The sequence below is a fragment of the Cellvibrio sp. ATLC23 genome (assembly GCF_057196725.1).
In genome coordinates this window covers 566,298-589,288 of the sequence record NZ_JBXUOS010000001.1, presented here as the reverse complement: position 1 = coordinate 589,288, position 22,991 = coordinate 566,298, and the positions used below count along the sequence as shown (strand labels likewise).

At 47.8% G+C, this 22,991-nt stretch carries 26 protein-coding genes; 12 read left to right on the top strand and 14 right to left on the bottom strand.

The features are described 5' to 3' along the window. The first annotated feature begins 292 nt into the window (after positions 1 to 292). The 5 genes from AC2CG4_RS02375 (at position 293) to AC2CG4_RS02355 (ending at position 6,543) form a co-directional block, all read left to right on the top strand. Positions 293 to 3,781, top strand: a complete 3,489-nt coding sequence (locus AC2CG4_RS02375) for an acyl-[ACP]--phospholipid O-acyltransferase (RefSeq protein ID WP_484484728.1) — start codon at positions 293 to 295, stop codon at positions 3,779 to 3,781. 151 nt (positions 3,782 to 3,932) lie between these two features. Beyond that, positions 3,933 to 4,691: a fumarate/nitrate reduction transcriptional regulator Fnr gene (gene fnr, locus AC2CG4_RS02370; protein ID WP_484484727.1), complete on the top strand. Its 759-nt coding sequence runs from the start codon at positions 3,933 to 3,935 to the stop codon at positions 4,689 to 4,691. Between the two features lie 34 nt (positions 4,692 to 4,725). After that, positions 4,726 to 5,319, top strand: coding sequence for a DUF4202 domain-containing protein (locus tag AC2CG4_RS02365; protein ID WP_484484726.1), 594 nt, complete (start codon positions 4,726 to 4,728; stop codon positions 5,317 to 5,319). A gap of 48 nt (positions 5,320 to 5,367) precedes the next feature. Then, positions 5,368 to 5,745 (top strand): SirB2 family protein, encoded by a 378-nt coding sequence (locus AC2CG4_RS02360; protein ID WP_484484725.1) that lies wholly within the window; start codon positions 5,368 to 5,370, stop codon positions 5,743 to 5,745. Between the two features lie 279 nt (positions 5,746 to 6,024). Beyond that, positions 6,025 to 6,543 carry a hypothetical protein gene (locus tag AC2CG4_RS02355; protein WP_484484724.1) on the top strand — a complete coding sequence of 173 codons (519 nt, stop codon included), beginning with the start codon at positions 6,025 to 6,027 and terminating at the stop codon, positions 6,541 to 6,543. A 105-nt stretch (positions 6,544 to 6,648) separates the two neighbouring features. On the opposite strand, the gene AC2CG4_RS02350 is transcribed toward AC2CG4_RS02355, so the two are convergent. From AC2CG4_RS02350 to AC2CG4_RS02340, 3 genes are all read right to left on the bottom strand, one after another. Then, entirely contained in the window at positions 6,649 to 6,987 is a 339-nt protein-coding gene (locus AC2CG4_RS02350; protein ID WP_484484723.1) for a hypothetical protein, read from the bottom strand. Between the two features lie 79 nt (positions 6,988 to 7,066). Next, positions 7,067 to 8,074: an oxygen-dependent tRNA uridine(34) hydroxylase TrhO gene (trhO, locus tag AC2CG4_RS02345; protein WP_484484722.1), complete on the bottom strand. Its 1,008-nt coding sequence runs from the start codon at positions 8,072 to 8,074 to the stop codon at positions 7,067 to 7,069. Between the two features lie 107 nt (positions 8,075 to 8,181). After that, positions 8,182 to 8,502, bottom strand: coding sequence for a BolA family protein (locus tag AC2CG4_RS02340; protein WP_484484721.1), 321 nt, complete (start codon positions 8,500 to 8,502; stop codon positions 8,182 to 8,184). Positions 8,503 to 8,695: 193 nt separating this feature from the next. Here AC2CG4_RS02340 and AC2CG4_RS02335 point away from each other — a divergent pair, with 193 nt between their 5' ends. Beyond that, on the top strand, positions 8,696 to 8,899 hold the full coding sequence (locus AC2CG4_RS02335; RefSeq protein ID WP_062064860.1) for a hypothetical protein: 204 nt from the start codon (positions 8,696 to 8,698) through the stop codon (positions 8,897 to 8,899). A gap of 95 nt (positions 8,900 to 8,994) precedes the next feature. Here AC2CG4_RS02335 and galK read toward each other — a convergent pair whose 3' ends face one another. The 3 genes from galK to AC2CG4_RS02320 form a co-directional block, all read right to left on the bottom strand. Next, positions 8,995 to 10,146: a galactokinase gene (gene galK / locus AC2CG4_RS02330; protein WP_484484720.1), complete on the bottom strand. Its 1,152-nt coding sequence runs from the start codon at positions 10,144 to 10,146 to the stop codon at positions 8,995 to 8,997. A gap of 7 nt (positions 10,147 to 10,153) precedes the next feature. Next, a complete protein-coding gene (locus tag AC2CG4_RS02325) occupies positions 10,154 to 11,197 on the bottom strand; it encodes a UDP-glucose--hexose-1-phosphate uridylyltransferase (RefSeq protein ID WP_484484719.1) in 1,044 nt (347 codons plus the stop codon). Between the two features lie 154 nt (positions 11,198 to 11,351). After that, positions 11,352 to 11,723, bottom strand: a complete 372-nt coding sequence (locus tag AC2CG4_RS02320; RefSeq protein WP_484484718.1) for a diacylglycerol kinase — start codon at positions 11,721 to 11,723, stop codon at positions 11,352 to 11,354. 143 nt (positions 11,724 to 11,866) lie between these two features. On the opposite strand from AC2CG4_RS02320, the gene AC2CG4_RS02315 reads away from it, so the two are divergent. Both AC2CG4_RS02315 and AC2CG4_RS02310 read left to right on the top strand, forming a co-directional pair. Next, on the top strand, positions 11,867 to 12,409 hold the full coding sequence (locus AC2CG4_RS02315) for a phosphatase PAP2 family protein (RefSeq protein ID WP_484484717.1): 543 nt from the start codon (positions 11,867 to 11,869) through the stop codon (positions 12,407 to 12,409). 48 nt (positions 12,410 to 12,457) lie between these two features. Continuing rightward, positions 12,458 to 13,519, top strand: a complete 1,062-nt coding sequence (locus AC2CG4_RS02310) for an MJ1255/VC2487 family glycosyltransferase (RefSeq protein WP_484484716.1) — start codon at positions 12,458 to 12,460, stop codon at positions 13,517 to 13,519. Positions 13,520 to 13,531: 12 nt separating this feature from the next. On the opposite strand, the gene arfB is transcribed toward AC2CG4_RS02310, so the two are convergent. The 5 genes from arfB to rpoE all read right to left on the bottom strand — a co-directional run bounded on the left by arfB (position 13,532) and on the right by rpoE (position 17,057). Continuing rightward, positions 13,532 to 13,948: an alternative ribosome rescue aminoacyl-tRNA hydrolase ArfB gene (arfB, locus tag AC2CG4_RS02305; RefSeq protein WP_484484715.1), complete on the bottom strand. Its 417-nt coding sequence runs from the start codon at positions 13,946 to 13,948 to the stop codon at positions 13,532 to 13,534. Position 13,949: 1 nt separating this feature from the next. Then, on the bottom strand, positions 13,950 to 14,423 hold the full coding sequence (locus AC2CG4_RS02300) for a SoxR reducing system RseC family protein (RefSeq protein ID WP_484484714.1): 474 nt from the start codon (positions 14,421 to 14,423) through the stop codon (positions 13,950 to 13,952). Between the two features lie 35 nt (positions 14,424 to 14,458). Next, positions 14,459 to 15,448 (bottom strand): MucB/RseB C-terminal domain-containing protein, encoded by a 990-nt coding sequence (locus AC2CG4_RS02295; RefSeq protein WP_484484713.1) that lies wholly within the window; start codon positions 15,446 to 15,448, stop codon positions 14,459 to 14,461. A gap of 73 nt (positions 15,449 to 15,521) precedes the next feature. After that, entirely contained in the window at positions 15,522 to 16,250 is a 729-nt protein-coding gene (locus tag AC2CG4_RS02290) for a sigma-E factor negative regulatory protein (protein WP_484484712.1), read from the bottom strand. Positions 16,251 to 16,469: 219 nt separating this feature from the next. Further along, positions 16,470 to 17,057 (bottom strand): RNA polymerase sigma factor RpoE, encoded by a 588-nt coding sequence (rpoE, locus tag AC2CG4_RS02285; protein WP_062064879.1) that lies wholly within the window; start codon positions 17,055 to 17,057, stop codon positions 16,470 to 16,472. Between the two features lie 338 nt (positions 17,058 to 17,395). On the opposite strand from rpoE, the gene nadB reads away from it, so the two are divergent. After that, positions 17,396 to 19,021: an L-aspartate oxidase gene (nadB, locus tag AC2CG4_RS02280; protein ID WP_484484711.1), complete on the top strand. Its 1,626-nt coding sequence runs from the start codon at positions 17,396 to 17,398 to the stop codon at positions 19,019 to 19,021. A gap of 8 nt (positions 19,022 to 19,029) precedes the next feature. On the opposite strand, the gene AC2CG4_RS02275 is transcribed toward nadB, so the two are convergent. Both AC2CG4_RS02275 and AC2CG4_RS02270 read right to left on the bottom strand, forming a co-directional pair. Continuing rightward, on the bottom strand, positions 19,030 to 19,536 hold the full coding sequence (locus tag AC2CG4_RS02275) for a protein YgfX (RefSeq protein WP_484484710.1): 507 nt from the start codon (positions 19,534 to 19,536) through the stop codon (positions 19,030 to 19,032). After that, positions 19,505 to 19,756 carry an FAD assembly factor SdhE gene (locus AC2CG4_RS02270; protein WP_484484709.1) on the bottom strand — a complete coding sequence of 84 codons (252 nt, stop codon included), beginning with the start codon at positions 19,754 to 19,756 and terminating at the stop codon, positions 19,505 to 19,507. The genes AC2CG4_RS02275 and AC2CG4_RS02270 overlap by 32 nt, the downstream gene beginning before the upstream one ends. Before the next feature lie 204 nt (positions 19,757 to 19,960). On the opposite strand from AC2CG4_RS02270, the gene ygfZ reads away from it, so the two are divergent. From ygfZ to AC2CG4_RS02255, 3 genes are read left to right on the top strand one after another with little or no spacing between them, the layout of a single operon-like run. Beyond that, on the top strand, positions 19,961 to 20,923 hold the full coding sequence (gene ygfZ, locus AC2CG4_RS02265; RefSeq protein WP_484484708.1) for a CAF17-like 4Fe-4S cluster assembly/insertion protein YgfZ: 963 nt from the start codon (positions 19,961 to 19,963) through the stop codon (positions 20,921 to 20,923). Between the two features lie 20 nt (positions 20,924 to 20,943). Further along, a complete protein-coding gene (locus tag AC2CG4_RS02260; RefSeq protein ID WP_484484707.1) occupies positions 20,944 to 21,780 on the top strand; it encodes an HDOD domain-containing protein in 837 nt (278 codons plus the stop codon). Positions 21,781 to 21,817: 37 nt separating this feature from the next. Next, on the top strand, positions 21,818 to 22,345 hold the full coding sequence (locus AC2CG4_RS02255) for a hypothetical protein (protein WP_484484706.1): 528 nt from the start codon (positions 21,818 to 21,820) through the stop codon (positions 22,343 to 22,345). Between the two features lie 54 nt (positions 22,346 to 22,399). Here the strand turns inward: AC2CG4_RS02255 and tagF are convergent, their stop codons facing one another. Beyond that, positions 22,400 to 22,990, bottom strand: a complete 591-nt coding sequence (tagF, locus tag AC2CG4_RS02250; protein WP_484484705.1) for a type VI secretion system-associated protein TagF — start codon at positions 22,988 to 22,990, stop codon at positions 22,400 to 22,402. Position 22,991 lies beyond the last annotated feature (1 nt).

Genomic DNA, 22,991 nt, shown 5'->3' with positions numbered 1-22,991 from the left:
ATAAGCGATTGAATGTGCGGCAATTTGTCACTCCCGCAAATGGCTACAGCCCGATAAGATGGGTTCATTCCACACCTCAAGCCCCCTCATCTTTCACTTAACCGGGTTGCCGGTTAATCTCCTTCGGGCTGGTTTGCCAGCCCTTTTTTATCCGCACCACTCCACTCCCATCTGCCAAGTTGCGCAAAATGCGACTTTAAGTACCGCCTGTGTACACCATTACCGGTTCAGTTGCGTTTAGAATGCGCTCGGGCAGACTGACCCCACCAATAACAGGTAAAGGAAGCAATCCATGCAACAGGTTCATAAGGTCATTGGGGCAATCCCCTTTTTTATCGCGGTATTTCTTAATGCATTTGTCGATCTCGGCCATAAGATCGTGGTGCAAAACACCGTATTTAAACTTTACGATGGCAACGAGCAAATTTTTCTCACCGCGATAGTCAATGCGATGATGCTACTGCCGTTTATCCTCTTGCTTAGCCCCGCTGGCTTTTTATCCGATGTGATGCGCAAAACCCGCGTGATGCGCGCCATGGCTTGGTTCGCTCTGGCGCTGACTTTGTTAATTACCGCCTTCTACTATCTCGGTTGGTTTTGGGCTGCCTTTGGCATGACGCTTTTACTCGCCGCACAAGCAGCGATTTATTCACCCGCCAAGTTTGGCTACATCAAAGAATTATTCGGCAAAGAGCGCCTTGCACAGGCAAATGGCGCGGTGGGCGCACTGTCGATGATCGCGATTCTGGCTGGCATTGCAGTATTTTCCATTTTCTTTGAAATGTTTTATCCCACAGGCGCCAGTACAGAGAAGCAAGTTATTCAAGCCATTGCCCCACTCGGCTGGTTATTGGTGCTCAGCGCCATTATCGAAGTGGTAATGATTCATCGCCTGCCGGAACAAACCGCGCCGCAAACTACTGCCCGTTTTTCCACCAAAGCTTATTTAACCGGAAAATTATTTGCCGAGGATATGGCGCCGGTTATGCGCCGCCGGGTGATTCGTTTATCGGTTGTCGGCCTCGCCATTTTTTGGGGTGTTGGCCAAGTGATGCTCGCTGCTTTCCCCGCGTTTATTAAAGAAGAATTACACATGGACAACGCGATGATTGTGCAAGGTATTCTTGCCTGTAGCGGCATTGGTATCGCGCTGGGTTCAATTATCGCCGGGCGTTTTTCCCGCAATTATATTGAAACCGGGCTGCTGCCCTTAGGCGCATTGGGCTTTGCATTAGGATTGTTGTGTTTACCGCACCTGCATTCCTACAGCGCTTTTGTGATTGCATTTTTATTTATCGGTTTCAGTGGCGGTGTCTTTACCGTGCCGCTTAATGCCATGATTCAATTCCACGCGGGCGAACATGAATTAGGCCGCACCCTCGCTGCCAATAACTGGGTACAAAATGTGGTGATGCTGGTTTTTCTCGGCGTGACCGTTGGATTTTCCTATGTTGGATTTAGCAGTAAAACCCTGCTGGAAATAATTGCTGTTATTACCTTGATTGGCTGTTGCTACACGATTTATGAATTACCGCAAAGCTTGGTGCGCTTTGTTTTCTCGCGCCTAGTTTCCCAGCGCTATCGCGTGCTAGTGCAAGGCATGAAAAATATTCCAGCCAAAGGCGGCGTATTATTGTTGGGCAATCACGTCAGCTGGATTGACTGGGCGGTGTTGCAACTTGCCAGCCCGCGCCCGGTTCGCTTTGTAATGCTGCGGGCGATTTACCAGCGCTGGTATTTGAAATGGTTTTTCGATTTGTTTGGCTGTATTCCAATCGAGTCCGGTGCGCAGAGCCGCAATGCGCTGGATACAGTTGCCGAGAGTTTAAATAAGGGTGAAGTCGTTTGTTTATTTCCTGAAGGCGCTATTAGTCGCACCGGTCACCTGGGTGAATTTCGCCGCGGTTACGAGCGCGCCTGCGAAAAAGCCAATGACGATGTGGTGATTGTGCCCTTCTATTTGCGCGGTTTATGGGGCAGCCAATTCTCCCGTTCATCTGCCCATTTGAAAAATAAAAACCGCCCGCTATTGAAACGCGATTTGATCGTCGCATTTGGCAAATCCTTGTCCAAAGAAACCAAAGCCGATGTACTCAAACGTCGCGTATTGGATTTATCCATTCACTCCTGGCAAGAATATGTAGACGGTTTGGATACCATTGGCCGCTGCTGGATTGACGCTGCTAAAAAAATGGGCAACCAACTTGCAATAATCGACACCATGGGCACCGAGCTGAGCGCGCACCGCGCATTGGCAGGCGCCAGCGCAATCGCCAGCCGCATTGCAAAATTGCCCGACCAAAATATCGGAGTTCTCCTACCAACTAGCGCAGCGGGTGTACTCACCAACCTCGCAGTTGTGTTAACCGGCAAAACTCTGATCAATTTAAATTACACCGCAAGCCAAAGCGCGTTTGCATCGGCACTCGCGCAGGCAAATATCAACACCGTATTTACCTCGGCGCGCTTTTTGAAAAAACTGGAAGACAAAGGCATTCCCGCAAACAATTTATTGCAAGGCGTTAATGTAATTGCCATGGAAGATTTTTCCGGCAGCATTTCTACCGCCGAAAAAATCGCACGCCTGCTATTAATTAAAATTCTTCCCGCATTTGCACTAAAAGCACTTTGGGCACGCAAACAGAACGCAGACGACATAGCCGTGATTTTATTCTCCAGCGGCAGCGAGGGAATTCCTAAAGGGGTGCAGATCAGCCACAAAAATATTATCGCCAATGTTAAACAAATTACCGATGTATTAAATGTGGAAGAAAAAGATGTAGTAATGGCCAACCTGCCCCTATTCCATGCATTTGGCTTAACGGTAACGCAATTTATGCCGCTGCTGGAAGCAGTACCCATGGTGTGCCACGCCGATCCAACCGATGCGTTAGGCAGTGCGAAAGCTATAGCGCAAAACCGCGTAACGGTTTTATTCGGCACTTCTACCTTCCTGCGTTTGTATTGCCGCAACCACAAAATTCATCCATTGATGTTAGAGAGTTTACGGCTTGTTGTTGCTGGTGCAGAAAAATTGCAAGAGGAAGTGCGCACGGCCTTTAATCTGAAATTTAATTTGCCGATTTACGAAGGGTATGGTGCAACGGAAACTACACCGGTCGCCAGCGTCAATCTGCCGGATAAAATTGATACTCAATACTGGCAGGTGCAAGCGGGTAATCGCCCCGGCTCAGTGGGTATGCCCCTGCCCGGCTCCAGCTGCATGATTGTTGACCCTGTGACATTTCAAGAACTGCCCACCGGTGAAGCAGGCATGATTTTAATTGGCGGTGCGCAAGTGATGGTGGGCTACTTAAATAATCCGGAAAAAACGGCCAGCGCCATAAAAGAAATACAGGATATGCGTTGGTATGTGACTGGTGATAAAGGTGTAATTGATCAGGATGGTTTCCTATTCATTCAGGATCGCTATTCGCGTTTTGCCAAAATTGGCGGCGAGATGGTGAGTTTAACACTGGTGGAAAGCGCCTTGAAAAAAGCGATCAACAACGATGCGATCGATGTCATTGTAGTGGCCATCGAAGATGCGAAAAAAGGCGAACGCCTAATCGCCATCACCAATGCCGACGTGGCAAAAGATGAAATTCGCACCGAGGTGTTAAAACAGGGCTTAAACGCACTCGCTATTCCCAGCGACTGGATGCTGATCGAAGCCATGCCGCTGCTTGGCTCAGGTAAAACGGACTTTAGTTTGGCGAAAGCCATGGCGAAGGAGTGGATTCAAACAGAGAACGCTTCATCACTCGCGTTGGCTGACTAATCTTTCATCAAGGGTGCGCGCACAGCCACTGAGCATACCCTTGATGTAAATCAACTATTTACCCCTCATGGCAAAGCTGCAACAATCGCTTAATCTACCTATCCCCGCCCAATCCACTTGAGGGATAAGGGTCCCTTGAGGTTTCTGTGTTATGACTATGAATCACACAATCGTAAAATCCCAGGATTCCAACTGCCCACACGATAAAAAAGTAAGCTGCGGCAACTGTCGATTAAATACTATCTGCTTGCCTATTAGCTTGCACATTGATGATATAGACCGGCTCAACAGTATTATTCAGCGCGGTAAACCTCTACAAAAAGGCGATTATCTGTATCGCGCTAATGATCTCTTTGATTCGGTTTATGCAATCCGCTCTGGCGCTGTTAAGGCTATTACCATTAACGATAACGGCGTAGAACAAGTCACTGGATTCTATTTGCCAGGTGAAATTGTGGGTATGGATGGCATTGGCGACAATCGTTATACCAATTCCGTTATTGCGCTCGAAACAGCATCCGTGTGCGAAATCCCGTTTAATCGCATGGAAGAATTAAGCTTGCAGATTCCTAATCTACAGCGGCATTTTTTTCAATTAATGAGCCGCGAAATCACTCAGGATCAACAGATCATTACGCTGCTCAGCAAAAGTAGCGCAGAAGAGCGAATTGCCGCATTACTCTTAAGCATCTCTAGCCGCAATAGCCGTCGTCAATTATCCGCCAATGCGTTTCGCTTACCCATGTCGCGCACCGACATTGGCAATTATTTAGGTCTGACCATAGAAACCGTCAGCCGCATCTTCACTCGCCTGCAAAAACAAGATGTGATTGCAGTAGATAAAAAAGAAATTGTAATTAATGACATGGATAAGCTGCGCAGTATCGCCAATGGCGAATCTGGCAACTAAAACAGAACAAAAAAACTATTCACGAGCCCCCCTAATGACCAACCAAAACCGATTAGAAAAAACTCTCGCCGCATTTGATGCCGCCAATTTACAGGACCCCAATACCGAGATTGTCGATGGGAAAGCCGTTGCCAAAGAATGGATTTATGCACAGCGCATGAGTGCGCAATTGCATCGTTTTTGTGAGGCGCCATCGGAAGCACTGCAACTCGCCGCGCGCAGCCAGCATATCTGTCGCTGGAAAAGTCCGCGCAGTGATTACCCGATGGATCGCAGTGGCTATAAAAAATGGCGCTTGGATTTGGCGCAGCTGCACGGAGAAATCGCCGGTGCAATCATGGCCCAGGAAGGTTACGACACAAGCATGATTGAGCGCGTGAAAGATTTACTGCTGAAACGCAGCCTAAAACGAGACAATGAAGTGCAAGCACTGGAGGATGTTATCTGCTTGGTATTTATTGAATTTTATTTGGAAGACTTTGCCAGTAAACATGACGAAGAAAAACTTATCGATATCATTCGCAAAACCTGGAACAAAATGTCTGACAAAGGCCACACAGCCGCATTAAAACTGCCCCTGTCCGATGCTATGCTTGCGTTGGTTGGGAAAGCGCTGGCTGCAGCCTGAGCACACTGATTAGCGCCCCCACTTAATATAGATAAAAAGGAAAACCTCATGTATTTAGCACTTAAACACCTTCACCTCACTTTTGTAGCCTTGTCACTACTGGCGTTTGTTGTGCGCGGATTGTGGCTGTTTATGAGCTCCAACATGCTCAGCAAAAAGTGGGTAAAAATACTTCCACACATCATCAGTACAATTTTATTGGTTAGTGGCATAGTGTTAGCAGTGCACCTGAGTATGTCGCCCGGCAGCCAGCCGTGGTTGATAGCCAAAATTGTCGGCTTGGTTGTTTATATCGGCCTTGGTATAGCGGCATTTAAAGTGCCGAATCCCAGTGTACGCAAAGCGCTTTGGATCAGCGCGCTAATTGTATTTGGTTATATTGTTAGCGTGGCTATCAGCAAAAACCCAATGGGCTTTTTTAGCTAGACATAATATTAATTCTTATGATGTAGGGCAGCCGAGAGCTGCCTTCTTATTATCTGCCGCGTTCCTAATTCCTCCAATGCCCCCTTACCACTACCCTATTTCCTGTTGGGCAATTAAATCGATTCATGTTTGCATTTTCGCAGTGACCCCCTAGTCTTAATACTAATGGCTATATCCAAGCTCGATATTATTTACAATACTTGACGTATCTTTAAAAGTGATTTATATCACAGTCCAGTTGTTCAGCTTTCATATAACTTTAATAATCGGTGAGCCCCTATGAAAAAAATCCTCTTGATCATTGCCCTGCTATCGCTATCCCAAGTCAGCTTCAGTTGCGATGAAGCCTGTAAGCGTACCAAGGCAGAAACAGCCAATAATGTGAAGTTTGCCAGTTACTTAAATGCCAAATATTGCAAATCGACTGGTCTGGATTTTTTAATGCAAGGGCGCAGAAGCCTGCAGAGTTATCGCGACAAACAACTGCCTACCGCACACCGTGGCGGCGCCAAGAACATCCGTAACTTCATTTCGCAGCGTAAAGATTGGCTGCAAGAGTGCGATAATTATTTAGAGTTAACAGAACAAGGCCGCATTTTCCGCGACAAAGAGACTACCGAGAAAATAATAGCTGCAATGACCGGAACAGCCGAGGAGCTGCACAAAATCATGCGCCGCCCGAAATCTGAAATTGAAAGTCTGGAAATGGTTATCGCACCTGCGGCGGCCAAATTTGATGAACTTTTCAAGCTGATTGATGCACACTATCTCGAATTACAAAGACGTGGATTACTCTAAGAACAGCTTGGCTAGTAGCAACCAGAATTCACAAGACTTAACAAGCATAAAAAAACCGGCTGATTACGCCGGTTTTTTTATGCTGCCTCTGCTTCTTGCAACAGGTCAGGAATTCTTTTTCAGTGAAAGCACTGATCGCTGGGGCTTATCTGGCCGATCCGCGAAACGTTTTGCCAGTTCTTCGCGGGCTTTAATCGCTTCTGATTTTGCATCCTGCACCGGGCTGGATTGCCAGGATTTAAGCGCACTTCCACCTGACTTGGCTAAAAATTCCAACCCTGAACGCAATAAGCGCGCCTGATCGACAAAGCTCATCCCTTCTGGAAACTTGCCGGGATACACTTCGGAAGGATCTTTTGGATTACCTTCAATACGAATAGTAAACCCAGTGGCATGAGTTGCCGTGCCTGCAGCCATATCAGCTGTCCAATCGTCAAAATTCATAGCTACCACAGATATTTATTAACGGAAACAGCATTAAAGCATAAAGTAAATGTGTGACAAAATAGCTAAATACTATTTGTCACCGATTAGATCTATCACCACCTGCAGCCAACGACAACCGACGCTGCTCTTCACGATGCTCAAGCTTTTGCGCACGACGCAATTGACGCTCAGGCGGCAATACACCAATGTGCGCTTGATTGCGTTGCTTGGCTAATTCGATTTGTTTTTGTCGCTCGGCAAAACGAGTGGTTTGTTCGGGGGTCAGCTTATCGAAGCAGCGTGGGCAGCAAACACCTAGCATATAGTGTTCTGACTTTTTATCATCTTCAGTAATGGGGTAGCGGCAACCGTGGCATTGATCGTAAATACCCTTTTCTAATTTGTGATTGACCGCTACACGGTTATCAAACACAAAACATTCACCGCGCCACAAGCTCTCTTCTTCCGGCACTTCTTCCAAATATTTCAGGATCCCACCTTCAAGGTGATATACCTCTTGAAATCCCTGCTCTTTTAAGTAGGCCGTGGATTTTTCACAGCGAATACCGCCGGTGCAGAACATGGCCACTTTTTTGTGTTTGGCAGGATCAAGGTTTTCTGCAACGTAAGCTGGAAACTCACGGAAGGTTTCGGTTTTAGGATCAATAGCGCGTTCAAAAGTGCCTATTTCATATTCGTAGGAGTTGCGTGTATCCACAACTAGCACATCGGGATCACTGATCAGTGCATTCCAATCCTGAGGCTTAACATAGGTGCCCACTATCTGCTGTGGATCTATGCCATTGACACCCATAGTGACGATTTCTTTTTTGAGTTTGACCTTCATCCGATAAAAAGGCTGCTCATCGTAGAACGATTCTTTGTAACTTAAATTATCAAAGCGGCCGTCAGCATCCAAAAAGGCAACCAGACGATCAATTCCCTCGCGCGAACCAGAAACGGTACCGTTAATGCCCTCTTCCGCTAACAGTAAGGTTCCCTTGATACCCAATTGATCACACAGATCTTTCAGGCGCGGAACCAGAATTTCGTAATCAGGTAATTTAACGAATTTATACAGGGCGGCGACGACAATTTGGCTCATAAACATCACTTAACGGGTTAACAGTAATCAGATTTAGGTATTCAAAGGCAGCAAGATGGCGCAGGGCGCGCATTATAGGCGTTTAGTTTTTGCACAACCAGCATTTATTATTGGTCGTGTTTACTCCCACCCAGACACTGGGGAGATTCCGGAACCTGATTGCTCGCCAGCCACTCCTCTGGACTAAAAGTGTGCAACGCCAGTGCATGAACACCGGACTGCAGCTCCTCGGCCAAACAGGCGTAGATCGCTTGGTGGCGCTGCACTTGCCGCTTTCCAGCAAATGCGGCAGACGCCAATACCACCTTAAAATGAGTTTCAGAGCCAGGTGGCACCGAATGCATATAGCTCTCATTAACAACGTCCAGATGTACCGGCTGGAAGTTGGCACTCAGCTTGGTACAGATTCGACTCTCAACAGGATTCATAGCTTCAACCTTTGCGCAGGCAACAACAGCATCACAGAGGGATAGACATTTACTATCCAACTAGACCTGTTTATGCAAAAAAACTTGCCGCATTTTAACGACAAAGATCTACACTGTGTTGACTTGGCGCAACCAGTGAACAGTTAAATTCAAGGTTATAACGATAATCAGCCCGAAAGAAGAAGTATTGACTATGAATGAGCACAAGTTTTTTTTCGACCGCCGCAAAGGTAATGATCGCCGACTAGATCGCGACCCGTGCAAAAACATGCCGCTAGATCTCTATCATCGTAAACGCCGCAAATCTACCGACCGGCGGACAGAGGAGCGCAGTGTGGTAGATGACTATTTGGCATTTTTAAGTGATGCAGATACAGCAGGCAAAACGCAGCATTGATTTATATAGGCAGGAACGCCGCTTACTGCGCCCTGAAAAAAATGAAATAGAGACATCGGGGCGCGGCTATCAGCGCCTCGAATGGGAGAAGAGAACTAGGCGAAGGCTCCTGCACTAGCCTTGGCGCGGATCAACGTAGGCTCACAGCCAGTTTGCGCTTGATAATAGAGCTCAACAGCAGCAACCAATTGCGGAATAACTTCAGCTGGTGCCATAGCGACAACACAGCCACCAAAGCCACCACCGGTCATACGCGCCCCCGCATTGCCCTCACCGGCATCAACAAGAATATTCACCAATGTATCAATTGCCGAAACCGTAATATTAAAATCATCGCGCATGGACGCATGAGACTCTGCCATCACTTTAACCAACCCCGCCAGATTGCCTTCGGCAAGCGCGTTTGCCGCTGCCAGCGTGCGCTGATTTTCTGTAAGCACATGGCGCGCACGGCGAAAACTCAACTCGTCCAGCTGGCCTTCGGCTGCCAGTAATTGTTCCAACGCCACACCGCGCAAGGAAGTTTGGCCAAAATAAGCCGCCGCTTGTTCGCACTGCTGGCGACGCTGATTGTATTCACTTTCGACCAAGCCTCGCTTAACACCGCTATGTACTATGAGAATTTCCCAATCTGCTGGAACTGGCACTGCGCGAGCCGTGAGCTCCTGACAATCAATCAGCAATGCCGCATGCTCTTGGCCGCGTGCTGAAATCAACTGATCCATAATCCCGCAATTACAGCCAACAAAATTGTTTTCTGCAGCCTGCCCCATCAACGCCGCTTGGGTAGGTTCAACTGGCTCACCACTAAGCGCTGTCAGCGCGCGAATCAACGCCATTTCAAGCGATGCCGAACTACTTAAACCAGCGCCTGAATGCAGATCACCGGCGATGTATAAATCACCACCGGCAAGAGCAAAACCCTGAGTCCGCATTTCTTGCACTACACCGCGCACATAATTAGCCCATGAGGCATTGCTGTCATGAACCTGATCTACATCAAGGTCAACAGTGACTAACTCATTATCAAAATTGTACGCGACTAATCGCAAGCTGCGGTCAGCGCGCGGTGCGAACGCAATATAGGTGTGATAATTGATTGCCGCAGGCAAGACAAAACCGCCATTGTAATCAGTGTGTTCACCAATCAAGTTCACCCGACCCGGTGCCTTGACTACCGCCACTGGCGCCACAGCAAAATAGTGTTCAAATAATTCGCTCACACGAGCATTGGAGAGAGTCTTCATGCTCGTCTTACCTCAGTCTAAAATGAATAGGGCTTTGTTGACGCAAACGTTCTGCGGCTTGCTCAGGAGATAGGTCGCGCTGGGTTTCAGCCAACATTTCATACCCCACCATAAACTTACGTACACTGGCACTGCGCAACAGCGGCGGATAAAAGTGTGCGTGCAACTGCCAATGCGCTGTGTCATCAACCATAAAGGGTGCACCGTGCCACCCCATCGAATAGGGGAATGAGCATTCGAACAGGTTGTCGTAGCGGGCGGTGATATCGCGCAAGATATTACTAAGACTTAACTGTTGAGCAGCCCTGAGTTGCGTGATACGCGCGAGCTTATGCTTGGGCAACAGAAGGGTTTCATAGGGCCAAGCCGCCCAAAATGGCACCACCACGAGCCAATCATCGTTCTCGACTACCACCCGCTCACCATTGGCGGACTCTTTCAGCGCATAGTCCAATAGCAGAGGAATTGCATGTTGATCAAGATAGACGCGCTGCTGTTGATCCTCCTTACTAACCAGCGTAGGCAATTGCGATTGCGCCCAAATTTGACCATGGGGATGAGGGTTTGAGCAGCCCATTACCGCACCTTTATTCTCAAAAATCTGCACACTGGCATAGCTTTTACCGAGATCTGCAGCTTCCGCCATCCAAGTCTTAATAACCGCGCTCATCTCCTCATCATTCAGCAGTGGTAAGGTTTTGCTGTGATCGGCAGAAAAACAAATCACCCTGCTCGTGCCATGCTCCGCCTGAATTTGAAACAGCGGATCACGGCTAAGGGGTGCATCAGGCACCGCGGGCATTAAAGCGGCAAAATCGTTGGTAAATACAAATGTGGTCTTATAAAGGGGATTAACCTCCCCTCCTGCGCGCGCATTTCCCGCACAAAGATAACAAGCAGGGTTATGGGGCGGACTTTCCGGCCATTGATTCTGTTCTTGCTGCCCCTGCCAGGGGCGCTTGGTGCGATGGGGGGAAATCAATAGCCATTCACCCGAGAGCGGGTTATAGCGACGATGAGGGTGTTCGTTTACTGAAAATTCTTCGTTCATAGCATTTCTTATAGGGCATATAAATATGATAATTAACCGATTGGTGTAATTTACCCTAAACAGAGATGCTCTGCAATCAAGCGCGCTGTTTTACCCGAAAGAAAAAGCCCCGACAATTGAGCCGAGGCTTTAAAAGGGATCACTACTACTAAAATCAACCAAAGCGATTAAACGCGATAATTCCCCACACAACAGCCAGCAACACCAAACTCATAAAAACCAGTGCTGAGCCTATATCCTTAGCACGCCCGGATAGTTCGTGGCGCTCAGAGCCTGTGCGATCCACTACCGCTTCAACTGATGAGTTGGCCAACTCGGCCATCAATACCCAAAACACACTACTGATCAATAAAATCAACTCTATGTGATTTCGCGCAAGCCAAAACGCCGTAGGGATCAAAATAACGGCCAACCCTACTTCTTGCCGAAAGGCAGCTTCGTACCTCCAGCTGGCAGCAAACCCTTTCATCGAATAACCAAACGCATCTATTACGCGCGCGATACCGGTTTTGCCTGGCTTACTCATTCATTGTCTCCACTGGGTTGTCACTACAGATTAATTACATATTCACACAATAGTCACACAGCAATGTTACTAATAGATGGCGCAAGCAAAAATTAGATTGCCTGTGCGATTTCATCTGCAACTATTTAGCACGGCGGTGAATCATGAACACTTTTTTACAGCGCGTCCATCACTTGGATACCCTCGCTTTTTTGTGGGTTCATGTGACTAAAGGCTTTCAGTATCGTCGCTCCGTCAAATTCATTTCGCAGACCGGCGATGGCCCATTCTATTTAATTGTCGCCCTCTGTTTATTGGCCCTCGAACCTGTTGCGGGCACACATTTTTTCTGGGCCGGCATTATCGCCTATATTTTTGATGTCAGCTTATATTTGCTCTTGAAAAACGTGATCAAGCGCGATCGCCCAGCAGTAAAAATCACCACCTATCAAGCGTGGATCACACCATCGGATCAATTCAGTTTTCCCTCGGGGCACACGGCTGCTGCCTTTTTATTTGCCTGTTTGATTTTTAATTTTTATCCAATATTTGCAATCCCCTGTTTTATTTGGGCCAGCGCGATTGGCATGAGCCGCGTATTACTCGGCGTACATTACCCGACAGATTTAGTCGCCGGAGCACTGCTAGGTAGCGCCTGCGCCTTCTGGGGCATTTATTTGCACTCGTTAATTATTGCATTGCATTAGCAGAGTGATGATTAACCCACTCGATATTCAACCAAAGAGCGAGACCGCATGAAAATATTGTACGGAGTTCAAGGCACTGGCAATGGCCACACGACACGCGCGCGCATTATGGCTAAAGCCTTTGCCGATGTTGGCGCACAAGTTGATTGGGTTTTTTCAGGCCGGGAGCGTGACAAGTTTTTTGATATGGAAGCCTTTGGCGATTTCCAATGCTATCGCGGGCTTACCTTTGCCACCGAAAAAGGTAAGGTTTTATTTGTAAAAACCGCACTGACCTCTAACATCGCCCAACTTTATCAAGACACCAAAAAAGTTAACGTAGAAGGTTACGATTTTATTATCAATGATTTTGAACCGGTATCCGCTTGGGCAGCAAAACGTGCGGGTAAAAAAGTAATCGGCATATCACATCAAAATGCTTTTTTTTACGATATTCCCAAAGCCGATAGCAACTTTATCACCGACTGGTTCATGCATAACTTTGCGCCTGTCACGCAAGCAATTGGATTGCACTGGCATCACTTCAATCAGCCGATATTGCCGCCACTGGTAGAGCCATCTCACTACCCCAATGTCTCTACACCAAAACATTATTTGGTCTATCTGCCATTTGCAGGGCTGGACGACATAGTGCCGCAGCTGCGCCAATTTCCCGATTATGATTTTTTTATTTATCAACCAGTGCCTGCAGCTTATGACGAAGGACACATCCATGTTCGCCCCTTCTCCCGTGAAGGTTTTCAAATGGATTTGCACAGATGTGAAGGGGTGATTTGCAGTGCCGGTTTTGAACTGCCCAGCGAAGCCATTCATTTGGGTAAAAAGATATTAGTGCAGCCCGTTGCCGGGCAAATGGAACAAAAGTCCAACGCCGTGGCACTGGAAAAATTAGGTTATGGCCATGCCACTAAACAGTTTGATGTAGCAACTTTAAGTAAATGGCTGCCACTAAAACCGCCAGCTGGCCCGCGCCATTACCCAGATGTTGCTAAAGCACTCGTGCATTGGTTAATGAATGGCGGCGGTGAAAATATCAGTGATTTACAACAGCAGTTATGGCAAGAAAGTATCGCGCAGGAAACAGAGTTGGCAGGATTGCTGGCTAAATAAAAATGCTTTGCACTAATCCAACGAGACTTTTTGACGCGCCGATTTGATCGACCCTCGTTGGGTTTTTGCATCCATCCGGCGCTGTTTGGAAGAAAAGGTTGGTTTGGTTGCGCGGCGCATTTTTTCAATTTTTATTGCGTCGATAATAATTTCTTGCAATCGCACGAGCGCATCCTCACGGTTTTGTTCTTGGGTGCGAAACCGCTGGGCTTTGATGATAAGCACGCCCTCACTGGTGATGCGTTTATCACCCAAGGCCAGCAATCGCGCTTTGCAAAATTCACTTAATGATGACTTAGGGATATCAAACCGCAAATGTATCGCACTCGACACCTTGTTGACATTTTGCCCACCCGCACCCTGAGCGCGCATGGCGTTACACTCAATCTCACTCAGGGGAATGACAATCGACGCATTCACGCGCAACATATTAGTGTTGCCCTGCCGCTTGGTAAAAATGCAGTGGTTTTCGATCGTCGACCAATACTGGCTGCAGATTCCGATCCAATCGGCTACGCCATGAGTGCCAGCGCACAATCAACCCACCTAAAAGCAACCCAACAAAACCACTGAGTGTCGTAATACCTTCGTGAGCAAATTGGTGATGGGCCACGGCGGTAGCAATCAGCAGGGTGATTAAAGGCAGCATATAAACCAGTAACGCACCCTTGGCGATAACGTCTTCGGGAATGCCAATTTGGATTTCATCACCCAAGTGGTAGGTTTCCGGCTTGCGCCCTTCCAGCAGTACCCAAATATACGCTGTGTGACCATCCCACTTATTGATCAGACTTTGCCCGCAACCTTTTTCGGCTTTACAAGAGCCGCAGGCCGATTTCTGGATGGTTTCCACCCAAACACCTTCAGCTTCTATCGCCACTATGCGACCAGTTTCGAGAATCATACGCCTACCTTGAATGTGCAGACTACTAAAGGAAATTAGAGCCCATTTATATTCTGCGCAATTTTTTGCGCGGTGACGACCGGTATTTCACCAACTACGGTGATGCGATAATTTTTGCCGTGATACACCAAGGAATCCATTACCGCCAGGGTTGCGCCACGAGAAGCAACACCTTCAGGAATAGCACCAGTTGCCAATTCAACAAATACCGAAAATGTTGTTAGCCCGTCGGTATACATCATCATGTCAATATGGTCGCGCACCTGACGCTGACCCGCAAACGCAAAACCGGGCGGCACCCAAGCCAAGCGCCAATGTTCAGATTGTTTTAAATCGGAGGGATTACATTCACTGATCTGGGCAGTTGCCGAGCGCTGCAATTTAGCGGCTGGCTGCTGGCGAATGCTGTCAACATCGGGGCTCAAATCTAGATCGATGAACTGATAACGCTCTAGTGGCCGAGCCGACTCATCGACCAGCCAGGATTTCAATACCAGGCCAGTCTCATTATCAATCGTCAACAATGAGCTGTGACGATAAGTATCCAATGGCAGCGCAAGTAGCGCAGTGGCTTCGCGCCCTGCGACCCGCTCCGGACCGCGAATTTCAAATTTATACAATTGATCCATACGTGCCAGATTAGCGCCCAGTTGGCCAATCTTACCTTGCAATAGCTGATCGCCAAGTGATGCACAACCTATCGCCTTACCCGAGCGCAAAAACTCCCGCTCTGGTCCATTCAGGTGCTGCAACCGCTCATGCTCTATACCGTCTTGCACCCAATGGATAATCCGGAAACTTTGCAATGAGGGATTATCTTTGTGCTGATAAGTAAAAGATCCCTGATAATTCAGGGTGTGCGGAATACTCGCCATTTTTTGCAATAGTTTGGTTACTTCTTGCGACTGGGTAATATTGGATTGTGCTTGGGAAGATGAGACAACTACATCTTGAGCGTGCAGATTCAGCGATACCAACAAAGGCAATACAAATAAAACGGGGCGAATAAACAGCGGCGTTAACATTAGAAGCTCGTGAGAGAGTGGATCAAGGGAGCAGCATAACTGCTCCACCTGTTAAAGCAACGGCTAGCTAGAACTATTCCTCTTCCACCAGAATAACGCGAGTATAAGGCAGCATACCTTGGCCGCTATTAATCGACGCATTATCAGTATGCTCTTGAATCAGCTGGTTAACGTAGGTACTCACGTCTTCATTATAAATAGGTGCCGCTTCTTGGCGTGGCACAAACATTACCCGACGATTTTCTTGAGGGCGCGATTCATAACCACTTTGCACAGCTACAGTTCGCGCAGAAAGTGCAGGCGCATTGATACCAGAGGGCAAATTGGCCGCTTTGGTTTCGGTCGCTGCAACAGGTGCAGAAACAGCAGTATTAACCGCGAATTCTGCCGTTTGTGGTGCCACCGTTTGATATTGCTGCACACCAACAATCAAAGCCCCAGCGACCGATGCCGCTACTGCAACACGGCCTGCCTGCTGCCACCAGCGCAACGGCATGGCAACCACATTGCCCGAGTCAGCTTGGTTAGCCTCTGGTTGCGACGCAGCCTGTGGTTTAAGCGTATAAGTTTCTTCAGCATCAATTGCCACACTAATACGTGACGCAAAGTCACTGGAAGCAATAACAGGGAGTTCACCCTTGAGGCCTGCACTGGCAATTTGATAGCGAGACCAAGTAGATTTGAGTTCAGGGCTTGCATCAAGTGCCTTGAGCAGCCGCTGAATCTCCAACTCAGACGCCTGATTATCCATAAGTGCTGACAAAGATTCGGCAAGCACTGGTGGTTGGATTTGCTCTGTCATTCTCGCTGGTGCCTCTGTTAGAAGTGCTCGCAGGTGCGCAAAAAATTATTTATGCATTGCGTTATTAACGGGCCAGTAACCTTAATACTCAACAGCTCTGACCCAGCTGTTTTCTATGACTAGACAATAGTCAATTGGTTCACGAAATTACAAAAAAATGTGCAAGTTTTTCAATAGGGTTGCTATTTCCCTTACACACTCTAATTGACTAGAGATTGGTTAATCTTCAATGAGCGGTTTGATGCGTTTATCAATCGCCTCGCGCGCGCGGAAAATACGTGAACGCACTGTGCCAACCGGGCAAGCCATTACCTCGGCGATCTCCTCATAGCTCAAACCATCAATTTCACGCAGAGTCACCGCAGTGCGCAGATCATCCGGCAGATCCTGAAATGCCTGCTCAATCGTATCCTGCAGCTCTGCGCATAAAATATTATGCTCAGGTGTATTTAATTCGTGCATGCCGTCATTGCCATCAAAGAATTCAGCATCTTCGATTTCCACATCGCTCGTTGGCGGGCGGCGGTTGCGCGCAACTATGTGATTTTTGGCGGTGTTAATAGCGATACGGTAAATCCAGGTGTAAAACGCACTATCTCCGCGGAAATTGGGCAGCGCGCGATAGGCTTTGATAAAGGCCTCTTGCGCCACATCCTGAGCTTCGGCGTGATCGCGAATAAAACGGCTAATCACCGCCAGTACTTTGTGCTGGTATTTAATTACTAGCAAATCAAACGCGCGTTTATCGCCTTTTTGAACTCGCTCGACCAGTTGCTGATCAATATCAGGCGCCAGTTGCGCTGTCATTCTTTTAACCCCCAAGCGCCCTAACCTTGCTGGTTATGGGCAAATCTATGTCAGTATTCCAGAGCTAATCGTCTCAATTCAGAAACCGACCTCACTAAACCAACTTTATCACCTGCTATCCATGGAGCGATCTGCAATGGTGCAAGCATTTTTCTACAACCTCAACTATTAAAGCTGGTTGGCTCATAGACAAAACCATGCTTAAAAAGTTCATGAGTGATTATACGGAGTTATTAGTCCAAAGGCTGTTTACTTCGTATAAACCTCTGCGGGCTTGATATACTGCGCCAAAATCTACCCGCTTCACCTAATCCTATCGCCCACTGGGTATTACTTGCATGAAAAAACACTATCAATACGATGTTTTGGTTATTGGCTCGGGCGCAGCCGGTTTGACGCTGGCGCTAAGTCTAGCCCAACAAGCGCGGGTTGCTGTGCTCAGCAAAAATGAAATCAATCAGGGCTCTACCTGGTTTGCCCAAGGCGGCATAGCAGCAGTGTTGGACGATCAAGACTCCATTGACGCACATGTTGCCGACACCCTGATTGCCGGTGCCGGTCTCTGTCATGAAGACGCCGTGCGTTTTACCGTTGAGCGCAGTAAAGACGCGATCCAATGGCTGATTAACCAAGGCGTCAATTTCACCAAGGAAAATAACAACGGCGATTATCACCTGACCAAAGAAGGCGGCCACAGCCACCGACGCATTATTCACAGCGCCGATGCCACCGGCCAAGCGGTGCACTCAACCCTGATCGAACAGGTTCAGCAACAAACCAATATTGATATTTTTGAACACCACGTGGCGGTCAACCTGATCTCTCAAGCCGATGCAGACTCCCGCAAACTGCGCTGCAGTGGCGCCTATGTGTTAGACAGTAAAAATGATGCAGTGCATGTATTCCAAGCCAAGGTTGTCGTTCTGGCAACGGGTGGCGCGAGCAAGGTTTATTTGTATAGCAGCAACCCGGACAGCGCCAGTGGCGATGGCATCGCCATGGCGTGGCGCACTGGTTGCAGGGTGGCCAATATGGAATTCAATCAATTCCACCCCACCTGTTTATATCACCCAAGGGCGAAAAACTTTTTGATTACCGAAGCGCTTCGCGGCGAAGGCGCGTATTTGCGTTTGCCGAGTGGCGAGCGTTTTATGCCGCGTTTTGATGAGCGCGAAGAGTTGGCGCCGCGCGATATAGTCGCCCGCGCCATTGACCATGAAATCAAACGTTTGGGTTGCGACTGTGTGTACTTGGATATCAGCCACAAATCCGAAGAGTTTATTAGCGAACACTTTCCAACCGTAAAAGCGCGCTGCCTGGAGTTTGGGATCGACATTACCAAGGAGGCCATCCCAGTAGTACCTGCAGCGCATTACACCTGCGGTGGGATTGTGGTCGATAAAAATGGCCAAACCGACTTACAACATCTCTACGCCATCGGTGAAACCTCGTTCACCGGTTTGCACGGCGCCAATCGCATGGCGAGCAATTCCCTACTCGAATGTATTGTCTATGCGCAGTCGGCCGCACAGCACATTTTGGCCAAGCTCGAGAGCATTCAAGCACCGGAGTTATCGCCGCAATGGGATGAGTCGCGTGTAAGAGATTCAGATGAGGACGTTGTTATCTCCCATAACTGGGATGAATTACGCCGTTTTATGTGGGATTACGTAGGTATTGTGCGCACCCACAAACGTTTGGAACGCGCGACACATCGCATCAAGCTGCTCCAAAAAGAAATCGCCGAGTATTACAGCAACTACACCGTCAGCAGCGATTTGATCGAGCTGCGCAATCTTGCGACTGTGGCGGAGTTGATTATTCGCTCGGCTCATGAGCGCAAAGAGAGCCGCGGCTTGCACTACTCCCCCGACTATCCGGAAAAATCGCCTATCGCGCGCGATACCATTCTGGTGCCCACTAATTTTGCCGGGCAGGATGTGATAGTCAGCAAAGATGCCTAATCACTCACTTACGCCTTGGGCGTCAAACAAGCACGCAACCAGCGGCGTAAGCGGGCATTATCATTTTTACTTAGCGCGTCACTAAACAATAACAAGCGGCAGGTTTTGCCGCTTTCGATATCGCGCAAGGGCAAAATAATTAACCAAGACCAACACAAAACCTCACCAGCCAGCTTCAACTGACTGGACCGTCCGGCCTGCTCTAACAGCCAATGATTGTCAGCAAAGCTGAGCGCACCCACTACAAAATGGCCGTTTGTTTGGTGATATGCCCACCAGACTCCACCCCAACACAACAGCAGAGCCAGCCCCCAGAGAGCCTGCTCAATGATAAAAGGATAAAACACCAACAACAGACTGGCGGCGAATGCGCCGTAACTGCAAAAATAAAGCAGAGAGCCTAAACGGGAGCGATTAATAGAGACCGCCGCCAATCGTGGCAGCGGTTTTAATACAGATGAATCAGCGGTGATGAGGTTAGTATCAACTGCTTTTTTGAAGACCGGTATTTGCACGAATAATACCTACAATCCGTTGTAGTTCAGGGTCGGCAGGATCATTCCTGCGCATAAACCAGGCAAATAAATCCTGATCCTGCTCTTCCAATAACAACCAGTAACGCTCTTTATCTGCCTGCTCCAAGGTCGGATAGACATTTTCCAAAAACGGCATCAGCACCAAATCCAACTCTAACATTCCGCGCCGACTACCCCAAAACAAACGACTGATATCCACGCTACTACCTATTTCGATGATTCGACAGGCAGCGATTATAAACGAGCCGCAACCTATGAGCGAACTCTCCGTAGAACTATGCACTCACCAATACGCAGCAGATCGTCAAAAACGGTATGATGCAGTGAGCATCACCTTGATAAATTTAGGTTTTGTCATTTACACCATACAGAGAATCACACACTTTAGCGGTATTTGATCGTCATGACCCACGCCAGCATCACCACCAACCATTCCACTTACCGGGTGTCCCTTAACCAAACTCGATTACTGCTGGTCAAAGGACCAGATGCCAGTAAGTTCTTACAAGGTCAGGTCACATGTGATCTGCGCGAGTTATGCGCTCCCATCACCCGCATAGGCGCACAGTGCAATCCTAAAGGGCGCATCCTGCTCAGCTTCCGCGCCCTGCAAATAGATGCAGAAACCATCGCCCTGCGTATTCCCGCATCTATGCTGGAAAAGGCCAAAATCTCGCTCGGTAAATACATCGTGTTTTCCAAAGCCAAGTTGCGCGATGACAGCGGCTATAGCCTTTATGGAATTTATGGCGATACAGCCAAGCAAACGGTTGAGGCCATTTTTAAAAAGTTGCCGGCAGAGAATGATGGTTGGATCGAGCAGGAGGGAAATTTTCTGATTCAACTGAGCGAGAATCGCTATGAATGCTGGGTCAAGACTAGCGAAATAAACATCTTTGAACAACAACTAGCCAACCACACGCTTTCCGGCGACATCAATGGGTGGGAATTACAAAATATTCGTGCTGGAATTGCAGATATTTATCCCGAAACCATCGAGCTTTTTACCCCACAGGAAATCAACTACCAACTCGTTAACGGCATTAATTTCCGCAAGGGCTGTTATACCGGTCAGGAAATCGTGGCGCGCTTGCATTATCGCGGCAAACTAAAACGTCATATGTACCGTTTTACCCTGAGTAGTACCCAGCTCCCAACGCCCGGCAGCGCACTTATCAACGCCACAACCCGGCAGGCCTGTGGGCACCTTGTTGCCGCTGCTTTCGCCGCCGAAGGCCAAATTGAGATTCTCGCTTCTTTATTGGATGAGCAATTAGATCAGGTAACGCTGGAAAACAGCGGGGAAATTTTCAGTCAACTACCGCTTCCCTATGCTATACCTACAGCAGATGACATCATTGAATAAACGCTGCTATAGGATCACGCATGAACCCCATTGCTGAAAAAGTTCGCACTGAAATTATCACCGCAATCAACAACGACCGGCTTGTTTTACCTACCCTCCCCGAAGTTGCACTAAAGGTGCGGGAAGTCGCTGACGACCCGGATGCTAGTATCGAGACACTAAATGGAGTGATCGGTGGTGATGCAGCTTTGAGCGCCCGAATTATCCGTGTCGCCAACAGCCCCCTTTTGCGCGCCAGCCGCGCTATTGAAGATTTGCGCACTGCACTCATGCGCCTCGGCATTCAATACACCTGCAATATCGCCACCGGTCTGGCGATGGAACAAATGTTTCAAGCCACTTCCGACCTGGTCGACATGCGTATGCGTGAAGTCTGGAGTCGCTCCAGTGAGGTCGCGGGAATCAGCCATGTATTGTGCAAACACTACACCAACTTGCGGCCAGACCAAGCGACCCTCGCCGGTCTCATCCATAAAATTGGCGTACTTCCCATTCTCACCTACGCAGAAGATCACCCTGCATTGCTTCAGGACAGCTTCACCCTCGACGCCGTCATCGACCAACTACACGGGCCCATTGGCGATCTCATTTTAAAAACATGGGGATTCCCTGAAGAACTGGCTTACATCCCGACCCAGCATATCAATTTCACTCGTCAAAGCTCCAAAGCGGACTATAGCGATGTCGTTACCGTAGCCATGCTGCAAAGTTATCTCGGCACAGATTCCCCCATGGCCAAAATAGATTGCACCAAAGTAACAGCTTTTGAGCGCTTGGGTCTCGACCCGGATATGCAGATTGCAGAGTCAGAAAATTTAAGTGAAGAAATGGAAGCAGCTATGTCGTTGTTGCTTTAAAACGCAACAACAAATTAACCAGAGAGAATAAATAAAAATGACCAAACTATTTACACTGACCACGATAGCAATTTGCTTTACGATCGCGCTTGATGCTGTTGCAGAAAATCCGCCTAAGATAGGCGCCGATCTATATGAAAAAAAAGAAATAACCGTCGCTGAAATCCCACCTGCCATCATCAAAATGCTGGCCGAGCGCTATCCAGGGTTCGAAATCAAAGAAGCAGAAACCGAAAGCAAGAACGGCAATAATTACATGGACATAGAAGGCACTTTACCCGACGGAAAAGAAATTGAATTTGATTTACTGCTAGACAAAGAAGAGTGGCGCATCGTTGAAATTCAACGGGACCTCAGCCTCAACACCACCCCAAGATCTGTAGTTGATGCACTATTTGAAACAGCACCTGATTTCACTGTAGATCGTATTATCGAAAGCGATCAGGGCGATGGGGTTATTATCTATGAGTTTTACTCAACGCAGATACATCAAAAAACACTGAAAAAAGAAGTGAAATTAGAAAATGGCAAAGCAGAAGTGCTAGAGGAAGAGTGGTCGCACTAATACTCACTCACAAAAGAAGGATATATATCGCTATTGTTTTTAACCTAATAGCGATTAAAACTCCAAAAATAACCGTTTGAAAAGCTGATAATTAAGAGGGCCATGATGCTCAATGGCGGTATGCATATCCAACCCAGTATCAGCACACCACCAATAACTTTCGTCCGCGTCAGATTCAATCAAATCAAGTGCGGCCAATACACCTGATACAGGCATTTCAGATTTGACATGCTCAGCAAGAAAAGCACATATCTCATCGGGTAGAAAATTCCCTTGCAATAAGATCGGAAGGTTACTTGCCAATAAATGCAGATCTGATACAGACACAAGATCAACCAAAGAATCACCGCGCAAAATAGCAGCAAAAGGAAAATACCTACCCACCGAATCAACACTCGGCATGACAGCACCGTACAGATATTCCTCCCCCCATACTCCGGGGCAAATGACAAAATTCCAGACCGGTGCAGTTAAATAATTATTTAACCAATCCTGATGGTCGGAAAATAAGCCAACCATACCCGCACTAAACCAATCATCAAAATACTGCACATAACCGTAGGGAATATCCCGCGAAACAAAATCGCCAGCGCTGGGGATTTTCCCATAAAAACCATAATTGAACCGAGGTATAGCATCACTCATA